The sequence below is a fragment of the Streptosporangium sp. NBC_01755 genome (genome assembly GCF_035917995.1).
Lineage (GTDB): Bacteria > Actinomycetota > Actinomycetes > Streptosporangiales > Streptosporangiaceae > Streptosporangium.
The window spans coordinates 6,739,623-6,758,073 of the sequence record NZ_CP109131.1 but is presented as its reverse complement, the minus strand read 5'-3'; the positions used below and the strand labels follow the sequence as shown (position 1 = coordinate 6,758,073).

The window sequence follows — 18,451 nt, the reverse complement described above, 5'->3', positions numbered from 1 at the left end:
CAGTACCGCCGCCCGGCCACGCCTCAGTTCGCCCAGACGGCGACGGCCCCGCTGTGCCCGGCCCGCACCACGTAGTAGAGCGCGACGGCGGCCAGGACCACGGTCAGCGCCGAGACCGCCAGCCCTGCCGGGCGGCCGAACCGGTCACCGCGCGAGACGTAGACGAGAGCCAGCGACATCACCCCGAGGGCGAGGGCGACGAGCAGCAGGGGGGTGCTGAAGCCCGCGTGCTCGGCTATGCGCTCACCGAGCTGCCCGCCCGCGGAGGCGAAACGGCTCTCCTTCAGCGAATTCCCGCTTCCCCGTGCCACGAAGACGCTCACCGGCACGATCGGGGCGAGCCCGACCACCGCCCAGGTGAGCACGGGCCGCGTACGGGGCAGCAGCGCGTAGGCGGCGGCGAGCACCGCCAGGAGCGGGGTCAGGACCACGGCGGCGTGGACGACCAGGGGGTGGACGGGCAGGCCAAGGATCTCGTCGAACATGGGGGCTCCGGTGGTGCGTGGCTCGTCATCGGCAAGTACGGATCCCACCATGAACGAGTTATGGAGAGTGTGAAGAGATCTCCGCCTTCACTCCCCTCTGTCCCATCTGACGAATTTCGCCACTTACATGCAGCACACGTTAAGGCCGGTACGCTTTCCGCCAGTCCGTAGTCATGTAACAACAATCCTGGAGGACATAGCGGTGAGCGCCGAGGACCGCCAGAGCCAGCTGGCTCGGGAGCACAAGGAACGGCAGGCGAAGCGTGCTGAGCAGCAGAAGAGCACGTCGAAGCGGAACGCCGTCATCGGAGCGGTCATCGCGGTGGTCGTCGTCGCGGGAGGCCTGTTCGCCGGGGTGCAGCTCCTCGGGAGTGACGGCGAGGAGGCCAATGCCGCCGCAACGCCCAAGCCGAGCAGCACACCGTCGGCAAGCGCCGCCGTGACGCCCGAACCGAGCCCCACGGCCGCCCCGGCCAGCACGAGATGTTCCTACCGCAAGGACACCAGCGGCAGCCCGATGAAGAACGTGGGCATGCCGCCGCGCAAGCCCAACCTGAGGCTGAAGACCATGACGATCACCACCAACCACGGTGACGTCGTGATCGACCTGGCGACCGCGCAGGCCCCCTGCACGGTCAACTCCTTCGCCTTCCTGGCCGGGAAGCGCTTCTTCGACAACACCAAGTGCCACCGCCTGGCCACCCCGGAGAACTCGGGTCTGGGCCTGCTGCAGTGCGGTGACCCGCAGGCCAAGGCCGACGGCAAGAACCCCACCGACGGCCAGGGCAGCTCGGGCTACGTCTACGACAGCGAGAACCTCGGCGGGATCCCGTACACCAAGGGCACGGTCGCGGTGGCCCAGGCGATCGACGCCGTCAACCAGAACGGCAGCCAGTTCTGGATCTCGCTGGCGGACGAGACCGACCAGGTGGAGAAGGCGTACACCCCCTTCGGTGTGGTCTCCCGGGGCATGGAGATCCTCGAAAAGATCTACAAGGGCGGCTGGATCACCAACCCCGACGACATCACCGGTGACGGTGGCTCCAACGCCCCCAAGATCCCGGTGATCATCAAGAGCGTGCGGCTCTCCTAGCCGGACCCGCGGCGGCCCGCCGCCCACGAGGCGCGCGGGGAGCGTCACCGGGGTTCGGCCCCGGGCATGCCGAGGGCCCCCGGAACGTCATCCGGGGGCCCTCGGTCACACCTGGTGCGGACCTCGGATCAGGCGTCGGCCTTGGGCCTGCCGTCGACGCCGGCCTCCTTGCGCTGCTCCACCGTGATCGGGGTGGGCGCGCCGGTCAGCGGGTCGAAGCCCGAGGCCGTCTTCGGGAAGGCGATGACGTCGCGGATGGAGTCACCTCTCGCGAGGAGCATGCAGATCCGGTCCCAGCCGTAGGCGATGCCGCCGTGCGGCGGCGGGCCGTACTTGAACGCCTCCAGCAGGAAGCCGAACTTGTTCTCCGCCTCCCCCTTGGAGATGCCGAGCACGTCGAAGACGCGCTGCTGCATCTCGGCACGGTGGATCCGGATCGAACCGCCGCCGATCTCCATGCCGTTGCAGACCATGTCGTAGGCGTAGGCCAGAGCCTCGCCGGGGTGGTCCTGGAAGTTGTCCGCCCACTCGGGCTTGGGACCGGTGAAGGGGTGGTGAACCGCGGTCCAGCCGCCCTCGCCGTCCTCCTCGAACATGGGGGCGTCGACGATCCACAGGAAGTTCCACGCCGACTCGTCGATCAGGTCGCAGCGGCGGCCGATCTCCAGGCGGGCCGCGCCGAGCAGGTCGCGGGAGTGGGAGGCCGCACCCGCCGCGAAGAAGATCGCGTCGCCGGGCTCGGCGCCCACCTTGGCGGCCAGGCCGGCCGCCTCGCTCTCCGACAGGTTCTTGGCGACAGGCCCGCCGAGCGTGCCGTCCTCGCCGACGAGCACGTAGGCCAGGCCCTTGGCACCGCGCGACCTGGCCCACTCCTGCCAGCCGTCCAGCTCCTTGCGGGTCTGCGAGGCGCCGCCCGGCATGACCACCGCGCCCACGTACGGCGCCTGGAACACGCGGAAGGTGGTGTCGGCGAAGAACTCCGTCATCTCGACGAGCTCCTGGCCGAAGCGCAGGTCGGGCTTGTCGGAGCCGTAGCGGGCCATGGCGTCGCGGTAGGTCATCCGGGGCAGCGGCACCGGCAGGTCGTAGCCGACCGTCTCCTTCCAGATGCGCCCGATCAGCGTCTCGCCCAGGGCGATGACGTCGTCCTGGTCCACGAAGGACATCTCAACGTCGATCTGGGTGAACTCCGGCTGCCGGTCGGCGCGCAGGTCCTCGTCCCGATAGCACTTGGCGAGCTGGTAGTAGCGCTCAAGCCCGGCGACCTGGAGAAGCTGCTTGAACAGCTGGGGCGACTGGGGCAGGGCGTACCAGCTGCCCGGCTGGAGCCGGACGGGGACGAGGAAGTCGCGGGCGCCCTCGGGGGTCGAGCGGGTCAGCGTCGGGGTCTCGACGTAGGTGAACCCGTGCTCGTTCATCACCTCGTGGGCGAGGTAGGTGGCCCTGGAACGGGTGCGCATGGCGTGCGCGACATGGTGGCGGCGGATGTCGAGGTAGCGGTACTTGAGCCTGGCCTCCTCTGAGATACCGGCCGCGCCTTCAATGGGGAACGGCAACGGCGCGGACTCGCTGAGCACCTCGACCTCGGAGGCGACGACCTCGATCGCCCCGGTCGGCAGGTCGGGGTTCTCGTTGCCCTCGGGGCGGACCCGCACCTGCCCGACGACCTTGACGCAGTATTCGGCGCGCAGGCCGTGGGCGTCGTCCTCCTCGCGAAAGACCACCTGGGCGGAGCCGGAGGCGTCACGCAGGTCGATGAAGACCACGCCGCCGTGGTCGCGGCGTCGCGCCACCCATCCGGCGAGCGTCACCTGCTCCCCTGCGTGCTCCTCGCGCAGTGATCCCGCTTCGTGCGTGCGGATCATTTGTCCAGTCTCTCCTTCAACGTCGTGACGATCTCAGCGAGTGGTACGGCGGTCTGCTCTCCGCTGACCAGGTCCTTGACCTGCGCGGTCCCCGCGGCGATGTCTCGATCGCCGAGGATCACCGCGTGGCTCGCCCCCGAGCGGTCGGCGCCCTTCATCGCACCCTTGCCCCCCTTGCCGCCGAACGACATGTCGGCGGCAAGGCCCGCCCGGCGCAACTCGGTGACGAGGAGGAACATCCGGTGACGCGCCTCGGTGCCCAGCGGCACACCGTACACCTGCACGCGCGTCTGTTCGCCGTCGCCCGCGAACAGGCCCTCGGCCTCCATGGCCAGGACCGTACGGTCGACGCCGAGCGCCCAGCCGACGCTGGGCAGGGCGGGGCCGCCGAGCATCTCGCTCAGCCCGTCGTAGCGGCCCCCGCCGCCGACCGCGGACTGGGAGCCGAGCCCGTCGTGGACGAACTCGAACGTGGTCCGCGTGTAGTAGTCGAGGCCGCGGACCAGCCGGGGGTCGTCGGTGTAGGCCACGCCGGATGCGGTCAGCAGTGAGCGGACCTCCTCGTGGTACGCCTTGCACGCCCCGCACAGGTGGTCGACGACCAGCGGCGCGCCTGCCAGCCGCTCCTGCACCTCGGGGCGCTTGTCGTCGAGCACGCGCAGCGGGTTGATCTCGATCCGCTGTCGGGTGGGCTCGTCGAGGTCGAGGCCGCGCAGGAAGTCCTGGAGCGCGGCCCGATAGACGGGGCGGCACTCCTTGTCGCCCAGCGTGTTGATCAGCAGCCGGACCCCGGTGAGCCCCAGCGCGGCGTAGCCGTCGACGGCCAGCAGGATCAGTTCGGCGTCGAGCGCCGGGTCCTCGGAGCCCAGCGCCTCGGCGCCGACCTGCCAGAAGTGGCGGTAGCGGCCCTTCTGTGCCCGCTCGTAGCGGAACTGGCTGCCCGAGTACCAGAGCTTCACCGGAAGCTGCCCGTTGTGCAGGCCGTGCTGGAGGACCGCGCGCACCACCGAGGCGGTGCCCTCGGGGCGCAGCGTGATGGAGCGCCCGCCCTTGTCCTCGAAGGTGTACATCTCCTTGGAGACGATGTCCGTCGACTCACCGACGCCGCGCACGAACAGCGCGGTGTCCTCGAAGACCGGCGTCTCGATGTAGCCGTAGCCCGCCCGGCGGGCGGGGGCGGTCAGCGCCTCGCGCACGGCGAGCGCCCGCTCCGAGCGCGGTGGGAGCCAGTCGAAGGTGCCCTTGGGCGCCTGCAAAGTCATTGTCTAGAGTCCCCTGCCGGGGCCGCGGTCGTGCCCGAGGCCCGCGGGGCCTGCGCCCGCGGCCTGCTCCGCCTCCGCGAGATACGGGTTGGTGGCACGCTCTTGGCCGATCGTGGTCTGTGGTCCGTGGCCGGGCAGCACCACCGTGTCCTCCGGCAGCGGCAGGCACTTGGCCGCCAGGCTGCGCAGGATGGTCGGATAGTCGCCGCCCGGAAGATCTGTGCGGCCGATGGAGCCGGCGAACAGCAGATCGCCCGAGAACAGCACGTCGGGGATCTCCTCGGTGCTGGGCAACCTGAAGGTCACCGACCCCCTGGTATGGCCGGGAGCGTGGTCGACGGTGAGCTCAAGGCCCGCCAGCCGCAGCACCTCGCCGTCCACGAGCTCGCGCACGTCGTCCGGCTCGGTGAAGGTCAGTCCCCCGAACAGCTGCTGTTTCGCGGACAGCGGCATCCCCCTGCCGGGATCGGAGAGCAGTCCGCGATCTTCGGGATGGATCCACGCGGGGACGTCACGCGCGCCGCAGACCGGGGCGACCGACCACATGTGGTCGAGGTGCCCGTGGGTGACCAGCACCGCGACCGGTTTGAGCCTGTGCTCGCGCAGCAGGTCATCGAGGGCGCCGACGGCGTTCTGGCCGGGATCGACGACCACGCACTCCTCGCCCGCGGCGGGAGCGACGACGTAACAGTTGGTCTGGAAGGACCCTGCGGGAAAGCCGGCGATGAGCATCTGCCTCAGCTGATCTCGTCAAGAATGCGGATGGGAATGTAACCGAAGGGTACCGGTGCGGGTCGGCGGGCTGCGAACCATTACCCATTGGCCGATACGATTCGCCCACCTCATTAAGTACGACTCGGCACTCGGGAGGGCGAAGCGGTGAGCGGCAGGGAGCGCCAGAAGCAGTTGGCGCGCGAGCACTACGAGCGGCAGACGAAGCGACGCATCGAACACGAGGCCAAGGTCGCCAGGGCCAAGCGCATCGCGCTCATCGGCACCAGCGTGGTCGGCGTGCTGGCCGTGGCGGGTGTGATCGTCGCGACCAACGTGTTCGGGGGCTCCGACACGACGGCGACCGCCGATCCGGCCCCTTCGGAGAGCACGTCGGAGAAGGCGGCGGAGGCCGGAACGCAGCCGACGGCCTTCGACCCGGCCGGCGGCACCTGCGGCTACGTCGCCTCCGAGGGTGGTGCGACCAAGGACGTGGGCCTGCCCCCGGCGAAGGTCGACAAGACTCCCACGACGATGACCCTGAAGACCAACCAGGGCGACATCGTCATCAAGGTGGCGGCCGACAAGACGCCGTGCACGGTCAACTCCTTCGCCTTCCTGGCGCAGAAGAAGTACTTCGACGGTTCCAAGTGTCACCGGCTGGGCTCCGACCAGTTCCCGATGCTGCAGTGCGGCGACCCGCTGGCCAAGGCCGACGGCAAGAGCCAGACCGACGGCCAGGGCGGCCCCGGCTACCGCTTCGTGAACGAGAACCTGGAGGGCGCCAAATACACGCGCGGCGTCGTGGCCATGGCCAACAGCGGTCCCGACACCAACGGCAGCCAGTTCTTCCTGGTATACGGCGACGCCCCGCTGACCCCGGACTACACACCGTTCGGTACGGTCACCAAGGGCCTTGAGATCCTCGACAAGGTGAACAAGGCGGGCGTCATCGCTCCAGGACCCGACGGCACCGGGGCACCGAAGGAAACCCTCGAAATCAAAGACGTGACAATGTCCAGCAAGAGCTGACGTAATACATACAAGGGGCGGTAAGTCCCGAAAGGCTGATGAAAGTGCGGGAGGACACGGTGAGCACCGACCCGTGGGGCCGGGTAGACGACGACGGCACCGTCTACGTACGTACGGCTGAGGGAGAACGGGCCGTCGGGTCCTGGCAGGCCGGCGAACCGGAGGAGGCTCTTGCCTACTTCCATCGCAAGTTCGACGAGCTGGCAGGGCAGGTCGCCCTGCTCGAACAGCGGGTCCGCGGTACCGACCTGCCGCCGGCCCAGGCGGAGGCGACCATCGTCAAGCTCCGTGAGGCGATCACAGACGCGCACGCCGTCGGCGACCTCGACGCGCTGCTGAACCGTCTGGGCACCCTCACCAAGCTGGTCGCCCAGCGCCGGGAGGAGGTCAAGGCCGCTCGCGACGTGGCCAGGGCCGAGGCCAAGGGCATCAAGGAGCGGATCGTCGCCGAGGCCGAGCGCATCGCCGACGACACCACCCACTGGAAGACCGGTGGTGAGCGGCTGCGCCAGCTGATCGAGGAGTGGAAGGCCGCCGAGCGCATCGACCGGGTGACCGAGGCGGCGCTGTGGAAGCGTCTGTCGGCGGCCCGCACGGCCTTCGCCAAGCGGCGCAAGGCCTACTTCGCGGGGCTGGACGAACAGCGCGAGGGCGTGCGCTCCGCCAAGGAGCGCATCGTGGCCGAGGCGGAGGCGCTGGCCTCGTCCACCGACTGGGGTGCCACCGCGTCGGCCTACCGCGAGCTGATGCAGGATTGGAAGACGGCGGGCCGCGCCTCCCGGGAGGTCGAGGACGAGCTCTGGGGCCGTTTCAAGGGCGCTCAGGACCAGTTCTTCCAGGCGCGTTCGGCCGTCTTCGCCGAGCGCGACGCCTCCCTGGCGGCCAACGCCGAGGCCAAGGAGCAGCTTCTGACCGAGGCCGAGAAGATCCTCCCGGTCACCGACGCCCGTGCGGCCAGGAGCGCCCTGCGCGGCATCCTGGAGCGCTGGGAGGCCGCGGGCCCGGTCCCGCGCGAGCAGCGCGACCGGCTGGAGGGTGGCCTGCGCAAGATCGACGACGCGGTCCGCAAGGCCGAGGAGACGGAGTGGAAGCGCTCCAACCCAGAGGCACGCGCCCGCGCCCAGAACACGGTCGACCAGCTGCGCAAGTCGATCGCACAGCTGGAGGGCCGCCTGGTCAAGGCCAGGGACGCGGGCCGGGACAAGGACGTCAAGGACGCCGAGGAGGCGCTGGCCGCCCGCCGTTCCTGGCTGGAGGAGGCCGAGCGCACGCTCGCCGAGTTCTCCTGACCCCTCTCACGAGCGGCTGACGCGATCTGAAGGACCGACAGGGCCGCGGTGGGCTCCGACCATGGAGCGCCTTCCGCGGCCCTGACGTCTGCGATGAGGCGTCGACGCCCTCCCGCAGCCCCGGAGGAGCCGGGGCTGTCACGTGACGGAGGGCGCGAGCCCGAAGCTCAGGAACCGGCGCCGCTGACCCGGTAGACGTCGTAGACGCCCTGGATGTTGCGGACGGCCTTCAGGACGTGGCCCAGATGCTTGGGGTCGCCCATCTCGAAGGTGAACTTGCTGATCGCCACCCTGTCCCTGGACGTCGTAACCGACGCCGACAGGATGTTGACATGCTGATCGGAGAGCGTGCGGGTCACGTCGGAGAGCAGGCGTGGCCGGTCGAGCGCCTCGACCTGCAGCGCGACCAGGAACACCGAGTCGTCCGCGGCGGACCAGGCGACCTCGACCAGGCGGTCGGGCTCGGACTTGAGCTGATCCATGTTGGGACAGTTGGTGCGGTGCACCGACACGCCATGCCCGCGGGTGACGAAACCGACGATCTCATCGCCGGGCACGGGAGTGCAGCATCGCGACAGGCGCACCCAGACGTCGGAGTCGCCCGCGACGACCACTCCGGCGCCGCCACTGCCCCGGGGGCGGCCACGCAGCTTGGTCGGCACGGAGGTCTCGGCGATGTCCTCTTCCGCGCCGTCCACTCCCCCGATGGACGTCACGAGCTTCTGCACGACCGCCTGCGCGGCGATGTGGCCCTCTCCCACGGCCGCGTAGAGCGCGGACACGTCCGGGTAGCGCAGCTCCCTGGCGAGGACCAGAAGGGACTCTCCCGACATCAGGCGCTGCAGCGGCAGGCCCTGCTTGCGCATGGCGCGGCCGATCGCCTCCTTGCCCGCCTCGATCGCGGTCTCGCGGCGCTCCTTGGAGAACCACTGCCGGATCTTGTTACGGGCCCGGCCCGACTTGACGAACTTCAGCCAGTCACGCGAGGGGCCCGCGTCGGGCGACTTGGAAGTGAAGATCTCCACCGTGTCGCCGTTGCCCAGCCGTGACTCCAGGGGCACCAGGCGGCCGTTGACCCTGGCTCCGATGCAACGGTGACCCACCTCGGTGTGCACGGCGTAGGCGAAGTCGACGGGCGTCGCGTTCTCGGGCAGGGCGATGACCTGGCCTCGGGGCGTGAAGACGTAGACCTCCGAGACCGACAGGTCGAACCTGAGCGACTCCAGGAACTCCCCCGGGTCGGCGGTCTCCTTCTGCCAGTCGAGGAGCTGGCGCAGCCACGCCATGTCGCTGGCGGGCTTCAGCTTCGCCCCCCCAGGACCGGAGGTGGTCATGTCCTCCTTGTACTTCCAGTGCGCCGCCACACCGTACTCGGCCCTGTGGTGCATCCCGTGGGTGCGGATCTGCAGCTCCACCGGCTTGCCCTCCGGGCCGATGACCGTGGTGTGCAGCGACTGGTACATGTTGAACTTGGGCATCGCGATGTAGTCCTTGAACCGGCCGGGCACCGGGTTCCATCGCGCGTGGATCGTTCCGAGCGCCGCATAGCAGTCCCGGACCGTGTCGACCAGCACCCGGATGCCGACCAGGTCGTAGATGTCGTCGAAGGCGACATCCCTGGCGATCATCTTCTGGTACACGGAGTAGTAGTGCTTGGGGCGGCCCTTGACGGCCGCGCGGATCTTGGCGTCACGCAGGTCGCCGGAGACCTTCTCGATGACCTCCTGCAGGAACAGATCCCTGCGCGGCGCCCGCTCCGAGACCATCCGGGCGATCTCGTCGTAGCGCTTGGGGTAGAGCATGGCGAACGCGAGGTCCTCCAGCTCCCACTTGATGGTGTTCATGCCCAGCCGGTGGGCGAGCGGCGCGAAGATCTCCAGCGTCTCGCGGGACTTCTGGTGCCGCTTGTGCTCGGGCAGGTAGCGCATGGTGCGCATGTTGTGCAGCCGGTCGGCGAGCTTGATCACCAGCACCCGGATGTCCCGGGACATCGCCACGACCATCTTGCGCACGGTCTCGGCCTCGGCCGCCTCACCGAACTTGACCTTGTCGAGTTTGGTGACGCCGTCGACCAGCAGGGCGATGTTGTCGCCGAAGTCCGAGCGCAGCTCGTCCAGGCCATAGGCGGTGTCCTCGACGGTGTCGTGCAGCAGCGCGGCGCACAGCGTCTCGTCGTCGGTGCCGAGCTCGGCCAGGATCGTCGCCACCGCCAGCGGGTGGGTGATGTAAGGGTCACCGCTTTTGCGCTTCTGGTCGCGGTGATGGTAGGCCGCCACGTCGTATGAGCGTTCGATGAGCCGCAGGTCCGCCTTCGGATGGGTCGCGCGGACCGTCCGGAACAGCGGCTCCAGAACCGGATTCATGCCGCCACCCCACTGCCCCCCAAAACGTGCCAGCCTTCGCCTTACCGCCTGCTTCTCCTCGGTCGCTCCGGACATGGCGGAGCCGGCGTCGCCTGCTGGGACGGCCATCTCGGGGCCGCCGCCGTTGGCGGTCGTGTCGGGGACGACCACATCACGGGGCACTCAGACTCCTCACATTCGAGTCCAGATCCCTCAGTGTATCCAGACGGGGTTGTGTGCTTTTGTCCGCGGGTCGATCAAACGACGACGAGGGAGTGCAACTCGACGTCCGTCAGGCGCTCGCGGCCCTTGAGGAAGGCCAGCTCCATGAGCACGGCGAGGCCGACGACATCGGCGCCCGCCTCGCGGACCAGCTCCACCGCCGCGCTCGCCGTCCCTCCCGTGGCGAGCACGTCGTCGACGATGAGGACGCGCTCTCCGGGGATGAAGGCGTCCCGGTGAACCTCGATGATGGCGGAGCCGTATTCCAGATCGTAGGACGCCTCAAGCGTCTCAGAGGGCAGTTTGCCTTTCTTCCGTACCGGGACGAAGCCCACGCCCGCCCGGCAGGCGACCGGGGCGGCCAGGATGAACCCCCGCGCCTCGATTCCGACGATCTTGTCCACCTGATACAGCCCGGCGAGCGCCTCGGTCACCGCGGCGAACGCCACCGGGTCGGCGAGCAGCGGGGTGATGTCCTTGAACATCACCCCTGGCTTCGGGTAGTCGGGCACGTCTCGGATGTGATCGAGGATCAGCCTGCTCAGCTCGGTCATGGTCGGCACTCCTTGGGGAGAGGTAAGGAAAACGCCTCCGCTCCCTGGGCGGGGAGCGGAGGCGCGAACTGCTCGGAGCTTACTTCTTCTTGCGTTTGTCGCCGCCGGCCGCGGCCCCGTTGGCCACGGTGGCGGCCCCGTTGGAGGACCCGTTGGAGGACCCGTTGGAGGCTCCGGCGGTGACCGCCTGACGTGCCCTCCTGCCCCCGGAGCCACCCCCGTGGGCGGCGAGTCTGCGGGCGATCGCCTGGTAGTGCGGCTCGCGCTCCTTCAGCGTGACCAGCAGTGGCGTCGCGACGCACAGCGAGGAGTAGGTTCCGACGATCATGCCGACGAACAGGGCCAGCGACAGGTCCTTCAGGGTACCGGCGCCGAACAGAGTGGTACCGATGAAGAGGATCGCCGCGACCGGCAGGATCGCCACCAGGGTGGTGTTCAGCGACCGGATCAGCGTGTGGTTCAGCGCGTTGTTGGCGGCCTCGGTGTAGGTCATCTTGGAGGTCGTGCCGAGCTTGGCGGTGACCTCCTTGATCATGTCGAAGACGACGACGGCGTCGTACAGCGAGTATCCGAGGATCGTCAGGAAGCCCAGCAGGGTGGCCGGGGTGACCTCGAAGCCGGACCAGGCGTAGACACCGGCGGTGATCACCAGGTCGTGCAGCAGCGCCACGATGGCGGCCAGCGCCATCTTCCACTCGAAGGCCATCGTGAGGTACAGGATGATCGCCAACATGAAGACGATCAGTCCGATGATGGCCTTGTTGGCCACCTGACCACCCCACGAGGCACCGATCACCTGCAGGTTGACCTCGTTCTGCGGCAGCTTGAACTCGGTTGCCACCGCCTTCTGGACCGTGGTGACCTGCTCGGCCGGGAGGCTCTCGGTGGTGACCCGCCAGCCGCTCTGGGTCGTCTGCGCGATGACCTGGTGCACACCGGCGTCGGTGAAGGTGCCTCGCACCTGCTCGATGTTGACCGAGGCGGGGGCCTTGAAGGAGAAGACGGACCCGCCCTTGAACTCCACACCCAGGTTGAGGCCGTTGAAGACCAGACCGGCGATGGAGATCACCAACAGGATTGCGGAGAGGCCGTACCAGAGCTTCTGACGGCCGACGAAGTCGACGTTGACCTCGCCCCGGTACAACCGGCGCGCGATGCCGGACATCAGGCCTCCTGCGGAGCGGACTTGGGAGCGGCGACGGTCTCGCTCATGCGCTCGGCGTCGAGACCGGAGAGCTTGTGACCCTTGGCGAAGAACTTCAACCTCGCCAGTACCGCGACGAACGGCTTGGTGAACATGAACACCACCGCGATGTCGATGAGCGTGGTCAGGCCCATCGCGAAGGCGAACCCGGCCACACCTCCGACCGCCAGGAAGTACAGCACCAAGGCGGCGATGAACATGACGGCGTCCGCGATGAGGATCGTCCGCCGGGCACGGACCCAGGCGACCTCGATCGCCGTGCGCAGCGAGCGGCGGCCTTCCTTCATCTCGTCACGGATGCGTTCGAAGTAGACGATGAACGAGTCGGCGGTGATGCCGATCGAGACGATCAGACCGATGATGTGCGGCAGCGAGAGGCGGAAGCCCGCGAACGTGCCGAGCAGCACCACCGACTGGTAGGTCACGATCGTCGCCACCAGGAGGCTCAGCACCGAGACGACGCCCAGGCCCCGGTAGTAGAGCATCGAGTAGATCACGACCAGCAGGAGGCCGATCGCGCCCGCGATGAGGCCGCCGCGCAGCTGGTCGGCGCCCAGTGTGGAGGAGACCTCGTCGATGGAGCTCTTCTCGAACTTCAGCGGGAGCGCGCCGTATTTGAGCTGGTTGGCCAGCTCGTCGGCACTCACCTGGGTGAAGTTGCCGGAGATCTGCGCACGGCCGCCGGTGATGGGCTCCTGGATGACGGGCGCGGAGATGACCATGCCGTCGAGGACCATGGCGACCTGGTTGCGGGGTGCCTGCGAGTTGAAGGCGGTGGTGGTGACCTTCGACCACTGGTCGGGACCCTGGCCCTTGAAGGAGAGCTGGACGAGCCACTCGCCGGTGGTCTGGTCGACGCCTGAGGAGGCGCTGTCGATCGAGGTGCCGGTCACGGCCGCCTTGTCGAGGATGAACTTGGTGCTGCCGTCGGTGCTGCAGCCGACGTACTGCTTGTCCGGCGCGTCCTGTGCCCCTCGGTTCGTCTGCTTGGCGCAGTCGAGCGTCTGGAACTCCTTGAGTGCCGCCGGGTCGATCCCGGTGGGGTCGACGCCCGCCATGTCGTCGGCCGCCGTCGGCGGGGCCGTCGGGACGGCGGCGGCGTCCGGCGCGGCGGTGCCCTTACCCGGCTTGGAAGACTGGTCGCCGGGTTGAGCAGGCTCCGTATTGGAAGACTGGTCGCCGGGTTGAGCAGGCTCCGTATTGGACTCGGAGCCGGCTCCCGGGCTTGGCTTGAGCAACCCCGACGACAGGGCTCGCCCGGCGGGCGAGGTGTTCGTGTCGGGGGCGGCGGTCGCGGCCGGCTTCGGCGTCGCGGACTCGGTGGGCCTGGGTGCCCTGGTCCCCTTGCCCCCGGAGGTGGCGGGTGAGGGGGACGGCGTCGGCGGCTGGGTGGCCAGCTCCCCGGGGGGCGGAGGCGACCCGGCCCCGATCGCCAGCACCTGCCGGAACCGTAGTTCCGCAGTGGTGCCGACCAGCTTGACGACTTCCTCCTGGCCAACTCCGGGGACGGAGATGACGATGTTGTCACCGGACTTGGCGACCTCGGCGTCGGAGATACCGCTGCCGTTCACCCGCTCGCGGATGATGTTCACCGCCAGGTCGAGGCTCTCCTGGGAGGGAGCGCTTCCGTTCGGGGTGATGGGCTGCAGCGTCACTGTCGTGCCGCCGGCGAGGTCGAGGCCATATTCCGGGGTGTACGCCTTGTTGAGGAGCATCACCCCTCCCATGGCGAGAATGATCGCCAGAAGCACCAGGAGCATGCGCCCCGGTTTGCTCTGGCCGCTGGTCGGTCGGGCCACTGGTCGACTTTCGGTTATAGGGGATTGGTGGTGAACCTACTCACAGTTTCTTGCTCGCCGAGTCGCGGTCTTCACTCTGCTCCTCGGCGGTCTCCGCGACGTCGTGGTCGACGGCCTTGACATCCTCCTCCGGGTCGTCGACGGGAACCAGAACGCGACCGATCGCCGCCTTCACCCAGCGGGTCTCCACGCCGGGGGCGATCTCCAGGATCACGTCGTCGGCGTCGATCGCCACCACGGTCCCGAAAAGACCCGTCGTGGTCATGACACCGGTTCCCGGCGTGAGACTGCTCTGCATCTTGACCTGCTCCTGCTGCCGCTTGCGCTGCGGCCGGATAAGCAGGAAATAGAACACCACGACCATGAGAGCGATCATGATCAGGCTTGAATAGTTGCCGCCCACAGGGCCGCTCCCTCTCTTGAGAATGACCGGCGCGAAACCGGACGTCATATACGACCACGCCGCTCAGCACGCCAGCCTACACAGCCGGCCAAGGCTCGGAGTTTAGGCGAGTTGTTAGAAGCGCGGCAACGAGGTCACGATTCGGCGCGCAGGGAAGTTCCCATTTCGATACACTTGTCATCTATCTGTGATCAAGCTTGTACGTCTCCCCTACCGATGCACAACGCTAGATTTGCTGAGCATCATCCCCAAGATCGACGAGGAACGAGGCGCCGAAGGCGTCCGGCGGGGGCACAAGCCCAAGATGGGTCCAGGCCGCGGCGGTCGCGACCCGGCCGCGGGGGGTGCGGGCCAGCAGTCCCTGCCGCACCAGGAAGGGCTCGGCGACCACCTCGACCGTCTCCGGCTCCTCCCCCACCGCGACCGCCAGCGTCGACAGCCCCACCGGGCCGCCGCCGAACTTGCGCAGCAGCGCTCCGAGCACCGCCCGGTCGAGCCTGTCGAGCCCCTCGGCGTCGACCTCGTAGAGGTTGAGCGCGGCGGCGGCGACGTCCCTGGTGACGACGCCCTCCGCGCGCACCTCGGCGAAGTCGCGGACGCGGCGCAGCAGGCGGTTGGCGATGCGGGGCGTGCCCCGCGAGCGGCCGGCGATCTCGGTGGCGGCGTCGCCCGGCAGCGTCACGCCCAGCAGACGCGCGGAGCGGTGCAGCACCTCCTCCAGCTCGGCGACCCCGTAGAAGTCCATGTGCGCGACGAAGCCGAAGCGGTCGCGCAGCGGCGCGGGGAGCATGCCCGCCCTGGTGGTGGCCCCGACCAGGGTGAACGGGGCGATCTCCAGCGGGATCGCGGTCGCCCCCGGCCCCTTGCCCACCACGATGTCGACGCGGAAGTCCTCCATCGCGAGGTAGAGCATCTCCTCGGCGGGCCTGGCCATGCGGTGGATCTCGTCGATGAACAGGACCTCGCCCTCGGAGAGGGTCGACAGGATCGCCGCGAGGTCACCGGCCCGCTCAAGCGCGGGCCCCGAGGTGATCCGGAGCGGCACGGACAGCTCGGTCGCGATGATCATGGAGAGGGTCGTCTTGCCCAGCCCGGGACCGCCGCTCATCAGCACGTGGTCCGGCGGCCGGTTACGCCGCAGCGCGCTCTGCAGCACCAGGGACAACTGCTCGCGCACCCGCGCCTGGCCGATGAACTCCTCCAGCCGCTTGGGCCGCAGCGCCGCCTCGATGTTCCTCTCGTCGCCCTCGGCGTCCGGCGACACCAGATCCCGTTCGGAACTCACGCCGCCCCATCTCTGCTCACCGCACGGCGGAGGCGCCCGCGCTCTCCCGGCTGCCGTGCTCTCCCGGCCGAGCCTCTCATCGCGTGCTCAGCGCGCTGAGTGCCGCCTTGAGCAGCGCCGACACCTGCGGGGTGCGGCCCTCGGCCAGTTCCGCGTCGGCCCGGGGCGCGACGGCGGCGACCGCCTCGTCCGCGTCCCGCACCGAGTACCCCAGACCGACCAGGCCGGAGTGGACCTGGTCTCGCCAGGCGGGCGCGGCGACGCGTCCGTTGAGCACGGCGCCGACCGCCTCCTCCGGCGTGCCGAGCCTGTCCTTGAGATCGACGATGATCCGCTGGGCGCCCTTCGGGCCCACCCCGGGGACCCTTGTCAGCGCCTTGACGTCGGCGGTGGCCACGGCCATCCTGAGCGCGTTGGGGGTGTGCACGGCCAGCATCGCCAGGGCGACCTTGGGGCCGACCCCGTTGGCCGTCTGCAGCATCTCGAAGATCCCGCGTTCGTCGTCGGTGGCGAAGCCGAACAGCGTCAGCGACTCCTCACGGACCACCAGCGAGGTGGCCAGCCTGGCCTCCTCGCCCGTTCTGAGCGTCGCCAGCGTGCCCGGCGTGCAGTGCACGAGCACTCCCACCCCGCCCACCTCGACGACCGCCCCGTCGGGGGCGACCGCGGTCACCTGTCCTCGCACCGAGGCGATCACTTCGTGGTTCCTCTCGGATATCCGGCCCTGCCCCGGCCGCGAAAGTAGGCCGCGGCGGTCGTGCCGGGGCCGCTCATGGCCTTCGCGGCGGCCTCGGCCAGCCTGCTCTGGGCTCCGCCCCGCCACACGTGGCAGATCGCGAGGGCGAGCGCGTCGGCGGCGTCGGCGGGCTTGGGCATGGCGTCCAGCCGCAGCAGCCGGGTCACCATCATGCCGACCTGCCGCTTGTCCGCCGTGCCGCTGCCGGTGATCGCCGCCTTGACCTCGGACGGCGTGTGCAGGGCGACCGGCAGCCCCCTGCGGGAAGCGCACAGGATCGCCACGGCGGAGGCCTGCGCGGTGCCCATCACGGTTCTGAGGTTGTGCTGGGCAAAGACCCGCTCCACGGCCACCGCGTCGGGTGCGAGCTCGTCGAGCCACTGCTCGATGCCGGTCTCGATCGCCACCAGCCGGGCGCCGATCTCGTCGTCGGCGGGGGTGCGGACCACTCCGACCTTGACCAGGCTCAGTGGTGCGCCGGGTCTCCCCTCGACGGCACCGAGCCCGCATCGGGTAAGCCCGGGATCGACCCCTATGACCCGCAGTTCGGGCAACCGCACCGACACGCCTCCGCTCGCCGAACACCTGTTCGGTGCCAGACTCTACCGCCTGAGAGCACATCGCGCACGGCCCTCGCGGGGCCCGCGGAAAGTGTCAGAAGCGGTCGGGTACCCGGGGCACGGTGAAGGCGGCCACCGCTCGGAGCTCCTCGACGGGGACGCCGAGGTACGAGATCACGCGTCGAGCTTCTCCATGACCTCGTCGGAGACGTCGAAGTTGGCCCAGACGTTCTGCACGTCGTCGCTGTCCTCGAGGGCGTCGATCAGCCGGAAGACCTTACGGGCGCCGTCCTCGTCGAGCGGGACGTTCATCGTCGGCATGAAGCCGGACTCGGCCGAGTCGTAGTCGATCCCGGCCTCCTGCAGGGCCTTGCGGACCGGGACGAGGTCGGTGGCCTCGGAGACGACCTCGAACTGGTCGCCCAGGTCGTTGACCTCTTCGGCCCCCGCGTCGAGGACCGCGGTCAGCACGTCGTCCTCACCCAGCTCCCCCTTGGGGACGAGCACGACGCCCTTGCGGTTGAACATGTAGGACACCGAGCCCGGGTCGGCCAGCGAGCCGCCGTTGCGGGTCAGCGCGACCCGGACCTCGGAGGCCGCGCGGTTGCGGTTGTCGGTGAGGCACTCGATCAGCACCGCGACGCCGCCGGGGGCGTAGCCCTCGTACATGATGGTCTGCCAGTCGGCGCCGCCGGCCTCCAGGCCGCCTCCGCGCTTGCGGGCACGCTCGATGTTGTCGATCGGAACCGAGCTCTTGCGCGCCTTGGTGATGGCGTCGTACAGCGTCGGGTTGCCGTCCGGATCGGGGCCGCCCGTCCGCGCCGCGACCTCGATGTTCTTGATGAGCTTGGCGAACAGCTTGCCGCGCTTGGAATCAAGCGCCGCCTTCTTGTGCTTCGTCGTCGCCCATTTGGAGTGGCCGGACATCCCCTAGAGCTCCCTCACCATCTCAGCGAAATATGAATGCACACCAACATCCCCGGTAATTTCCGGATGAAAGGATGTGGCGAGCAGCGGTCCTTGACGGACCGCGACGATCCTATCTCCAGGTTCGGCCAACGCCAGCACTTCGACCCCCGAACCCACGGATTCCACCCAGGGGGCGCGGATGAAGACCGCCCGCATGCCGCCGCGGCCGGCGAAGTCGATATCGGCCTCGAAGGAGTCGACCTGGCGGCCGAAGGCGTTGCGCCGGACGACCATGTCTATGCCGCCGATCGTCTGCTGGCCCTCGACGCCGCCCTCGATCCGGTCCGCCAGCATGATCATCCCGGCGCAGGAGCCGTAGGCGGGCATACCGGCCTTGATCCGCATCCGGAGCGGTTCGAGCAGTTCGAAGGTCTCGGCGAGCTTCCACATCGTGGTGGACTCGCCGCCCGGGATGACGAGGCCGTCGACCGCCTCCAGTTCGCGGGGGCGCCGTACGGCGACCGCTCTGGCGCCCACCGCCTCCAGGGAGCGCACGTGCTCGCGCACATCGCCTTGGAGCGCGAACACGCCGATCGTCGGGACGATGGTCACCGATGGTCCTTCCCCTGGAAAAGAAATGTCCCTTTCAGCGTATGGCCACCTCTCGGATCACCCCAAACTGGTTCATAACCAGCCCAGG

General features: G+C 69.0%; 17 protein-coding genes. 3 read left to right on the top strand and 14 right to left on the bottom strand.

What is annotated here, in order from left to right; translation table 11 throughout:
* Positions 1-23 precede the first annotated feature (23 nt).
* Positions 24-536: a hypothetical protein gene (locus OG884_RS31230; protein WP_326638830.1), complete on the bottom strand. Its 513-nt coding sequence runs from the start codon at positions 534-536 to the stop codon at positions 24-26.
* Between the two features lie 151 nt (positions 537-687).
* Between OG884_RS31230 and OG884_RS31225 the strand changes: the two genes are divergently transcribed.
* Positions 688-1,578 (top strand): peptidylprolyl isomerase, encoded by an 891-nt coding sequence (locus OG884_RS31225; RefSeq protein WP_326638828.1) that lies wholly within the window; start codon positions 688-690, stop codon positions 1,576-1,578.
* A gap of 128 nt (positions 1,579-1,706) precedes the next feature.
* Here the strand turns inward: OG884_RS31225 and aspS are convergent, their stop codons facing one another.
* Genes aspS through OG884_RS31210 form a run of 3 tightly spaced genes read right to left on the bottom strand, consistent with a single transcriptional unit; the run spans position 1,707 to position 5,437 of the window.
* Positions 1,707-3,443 (bottom strand): aspartate--tRNA ligase, encoded by a 1,737-nt coding sequence (gene aspS / locus OG884_RS31220; protein WP_326638827.1) that lies wholly within the window; start codon positions 3,441-3,443, stop codon positions 1,707-1,709.
* On the bottom strand, positions 3,440-4,705 hold the full coding sequence (hisS, locus tag OG884_RS31215; protein ID WP_326638825.1) for a histidine--tRNA ligase: 1,266 nt from the start codon (positions 4,703-4,705) through the stop codon (positions 3,440-3,442). Before hisS ends, aspS begins: the two co-directional genes overlap by 4 nt.
* A 3-nt stretch (positions 4,706-4,708) precedes the next feature.
* A complete protein-coding gene (locus tag OG884_RS31210) occupies positions 4,709-5,437 on the bottom strand; it encodes an MBL fold metallo-hydrolase (RefSeq protein WP_326638824.1) in 729 nt (242 codons plus the stop codon).
* A 147-nt stretch (positions 5,438-5,584) separates the two neighbouring features.
* Here OG884_RS31210 and OG884_RS31205 point away from each other — a divergent pair, with 147 nt between their 5' ends.
* Both OG884_RS31205 and OG884_RS31200 read left to right on the top strand, forming a co-directional pair.
* A complete protein-coding gene (locus tag OG884_RS31205; protein WP_326638822.1) occupies positions 5,585-6,448 on the top strand; it encodes a peptidylprolyl isomerase in 864 nt (287 codons plus the stop codon).
* Positions 6,449-6,507: 59 nt separating this feature from the next.
* Positions 6,508-7,737 carry a DUF349 domain-containing protein gene (locus OG884_RS31200; protein WP_326638820.1) on the top strand — a complete coding sequence of 410 codons (1,230 nt, stop codon included), beginning with the start codon at positions 6,508-6,510 and terminating at the stop codon, positions 7,735-7,737.
* A gap of 167 nt (positions 7,738-7,904) precedes the next feature.
* Here the strand turns inward: OG884_RS31200 and OG884_RS31195 are convergent, their stop codons facing one another.
* From OG884_RS31195 to pdxT, 10 genes are all read right to left on the bottom strand, one after another.
* The gene (locus OG884_RS31195) at positions 7,905-10,100 is read right to left on the bottom strand and encodes a RelA/SpoT family protein (protein WP_326647046.1); all 2,196 of its coding nucleotides are present in this window, start codon (positions 10,098-10,100) and stop codon (positions 7,905-7,907) included.
* Positions 10,101-10,336: 236 nt separating this feature from the next.
* On the bottom strand, positions 10,337-10,855 hold the full coding sequence (locus OG884_RS31190; protein ID WP_326638818.1) for an adenine phosphoribosyltransferase: 519 nt from the start codon (positions 10,853-10,855) through the stop codon (positions 10,337-10,339).
* A 79-nt stretch (positions 10,856-10,934) separates the two neighbouring features.
* Complete coding sequence (gene secF, locus OG884_RS31185) at positions 10,935-12,020, bottom strand: protein translocase subunit SecF (protein ID WP_326638816.1); 1,086 nt, start codon at positions 12,018-12,020, stop codon at positions 10,935-10,937.
* Positions 12,020-13,858 (bottom strand): protein translocase subunit SecD, encoded by a 1,839-nt coding sequence (gene secD, locus OG884_RS31180; protein ID WP_326638814.1) that lies wholly within the window; start codon positions 13,856-13,858, stop codon positions 12,020-12,022. The genes secF and secD overlap by 1 nt, the downstream gene beginning before the upstream one ends.
* A gap of 40 nt (positions 13,859-13,898) precedes the next feature.
* Positions 13,899-14,261 carry a preprotein translocase subunit YajC gene (yajC, locus tag OG884_RS31175; protein ID WP_326638812.1) on the bottom strand — a complete coding sequence of 121 codons (363 nt, stop codon included), beginning with the start codon at positions 14,259-14,261 and terminating at the stop codon, positions 13,899-13,901.
* Between the two features lie 226 nt (positions 14,262-14,487).
* Positions 14,488-15,546, bottom strand: a complete 1,059-nt coding sequence (gene ruvB / locus OG884_RS31170) for a Holliday junction branch migration DNA helicase RuvB (protein ID WP_326638810.1) — start codon at positions 15,544-15,546, stop codon at positions 14,488-14,490.
* Positions 15,547-15,622: 76 nt separating this feature from the next.
* Positions 15,623-16,243, bottom strand: coding sequence for a Holliday junction branch migration protein RuvA (gene ruvA / locus OG884_RS31165; protein ID WP_326638808.1), 621 nt, complete (start codon positions 16,241-16,243; stop codon positions 15,623-15,625).
* Positions 16,240-16,827, bottom strand: a complete 588-nt coding sequence (ruvC, locus tag OG884_RS31160; RefSeq protein ID WP_326647045.1) for a crossover junction endodeoxyribonuclease RuvC — start codon at positions 16,825-16,827, stop codon at positions 16,240-16,242. Before ruvC ends, ruvA begins: the two co-directional genes overlap by 4 nt.
* Positions 16,828-17,016: 189 nt before the next feature.
* Positions 17,017-17,769 (bottom strand): YebC/PmpR family DNA-binding transcriptional regulator, encoded by a 753-nt coding sequence (locus OG884_RS31155; RefSeq protein ID WP_326638806.1) that lies wholly within the window; start codon positions 17,767-17,769, stop codon positions 17,017-17,019.
* Between the two features lie 3 nt (positions 17,770-17,772).
* Positions 17,773-18,363 carry a pyridoxal 5'-phosphate synthase glutaminase subunit PdxT gene (pdxT, locus tag OG884_RS31150; RefSeq protein WP_326638804.1) on the bottom strand — a complete coding sequence of 197 codons (591 nt, stop codon included), beginning with the start codon at positions 18,361-18,363 and terminating at the stop codon, positions 17,773-17,775.
* Positions 18,364-18,451 lie beyond the last annotated feature (88 nt).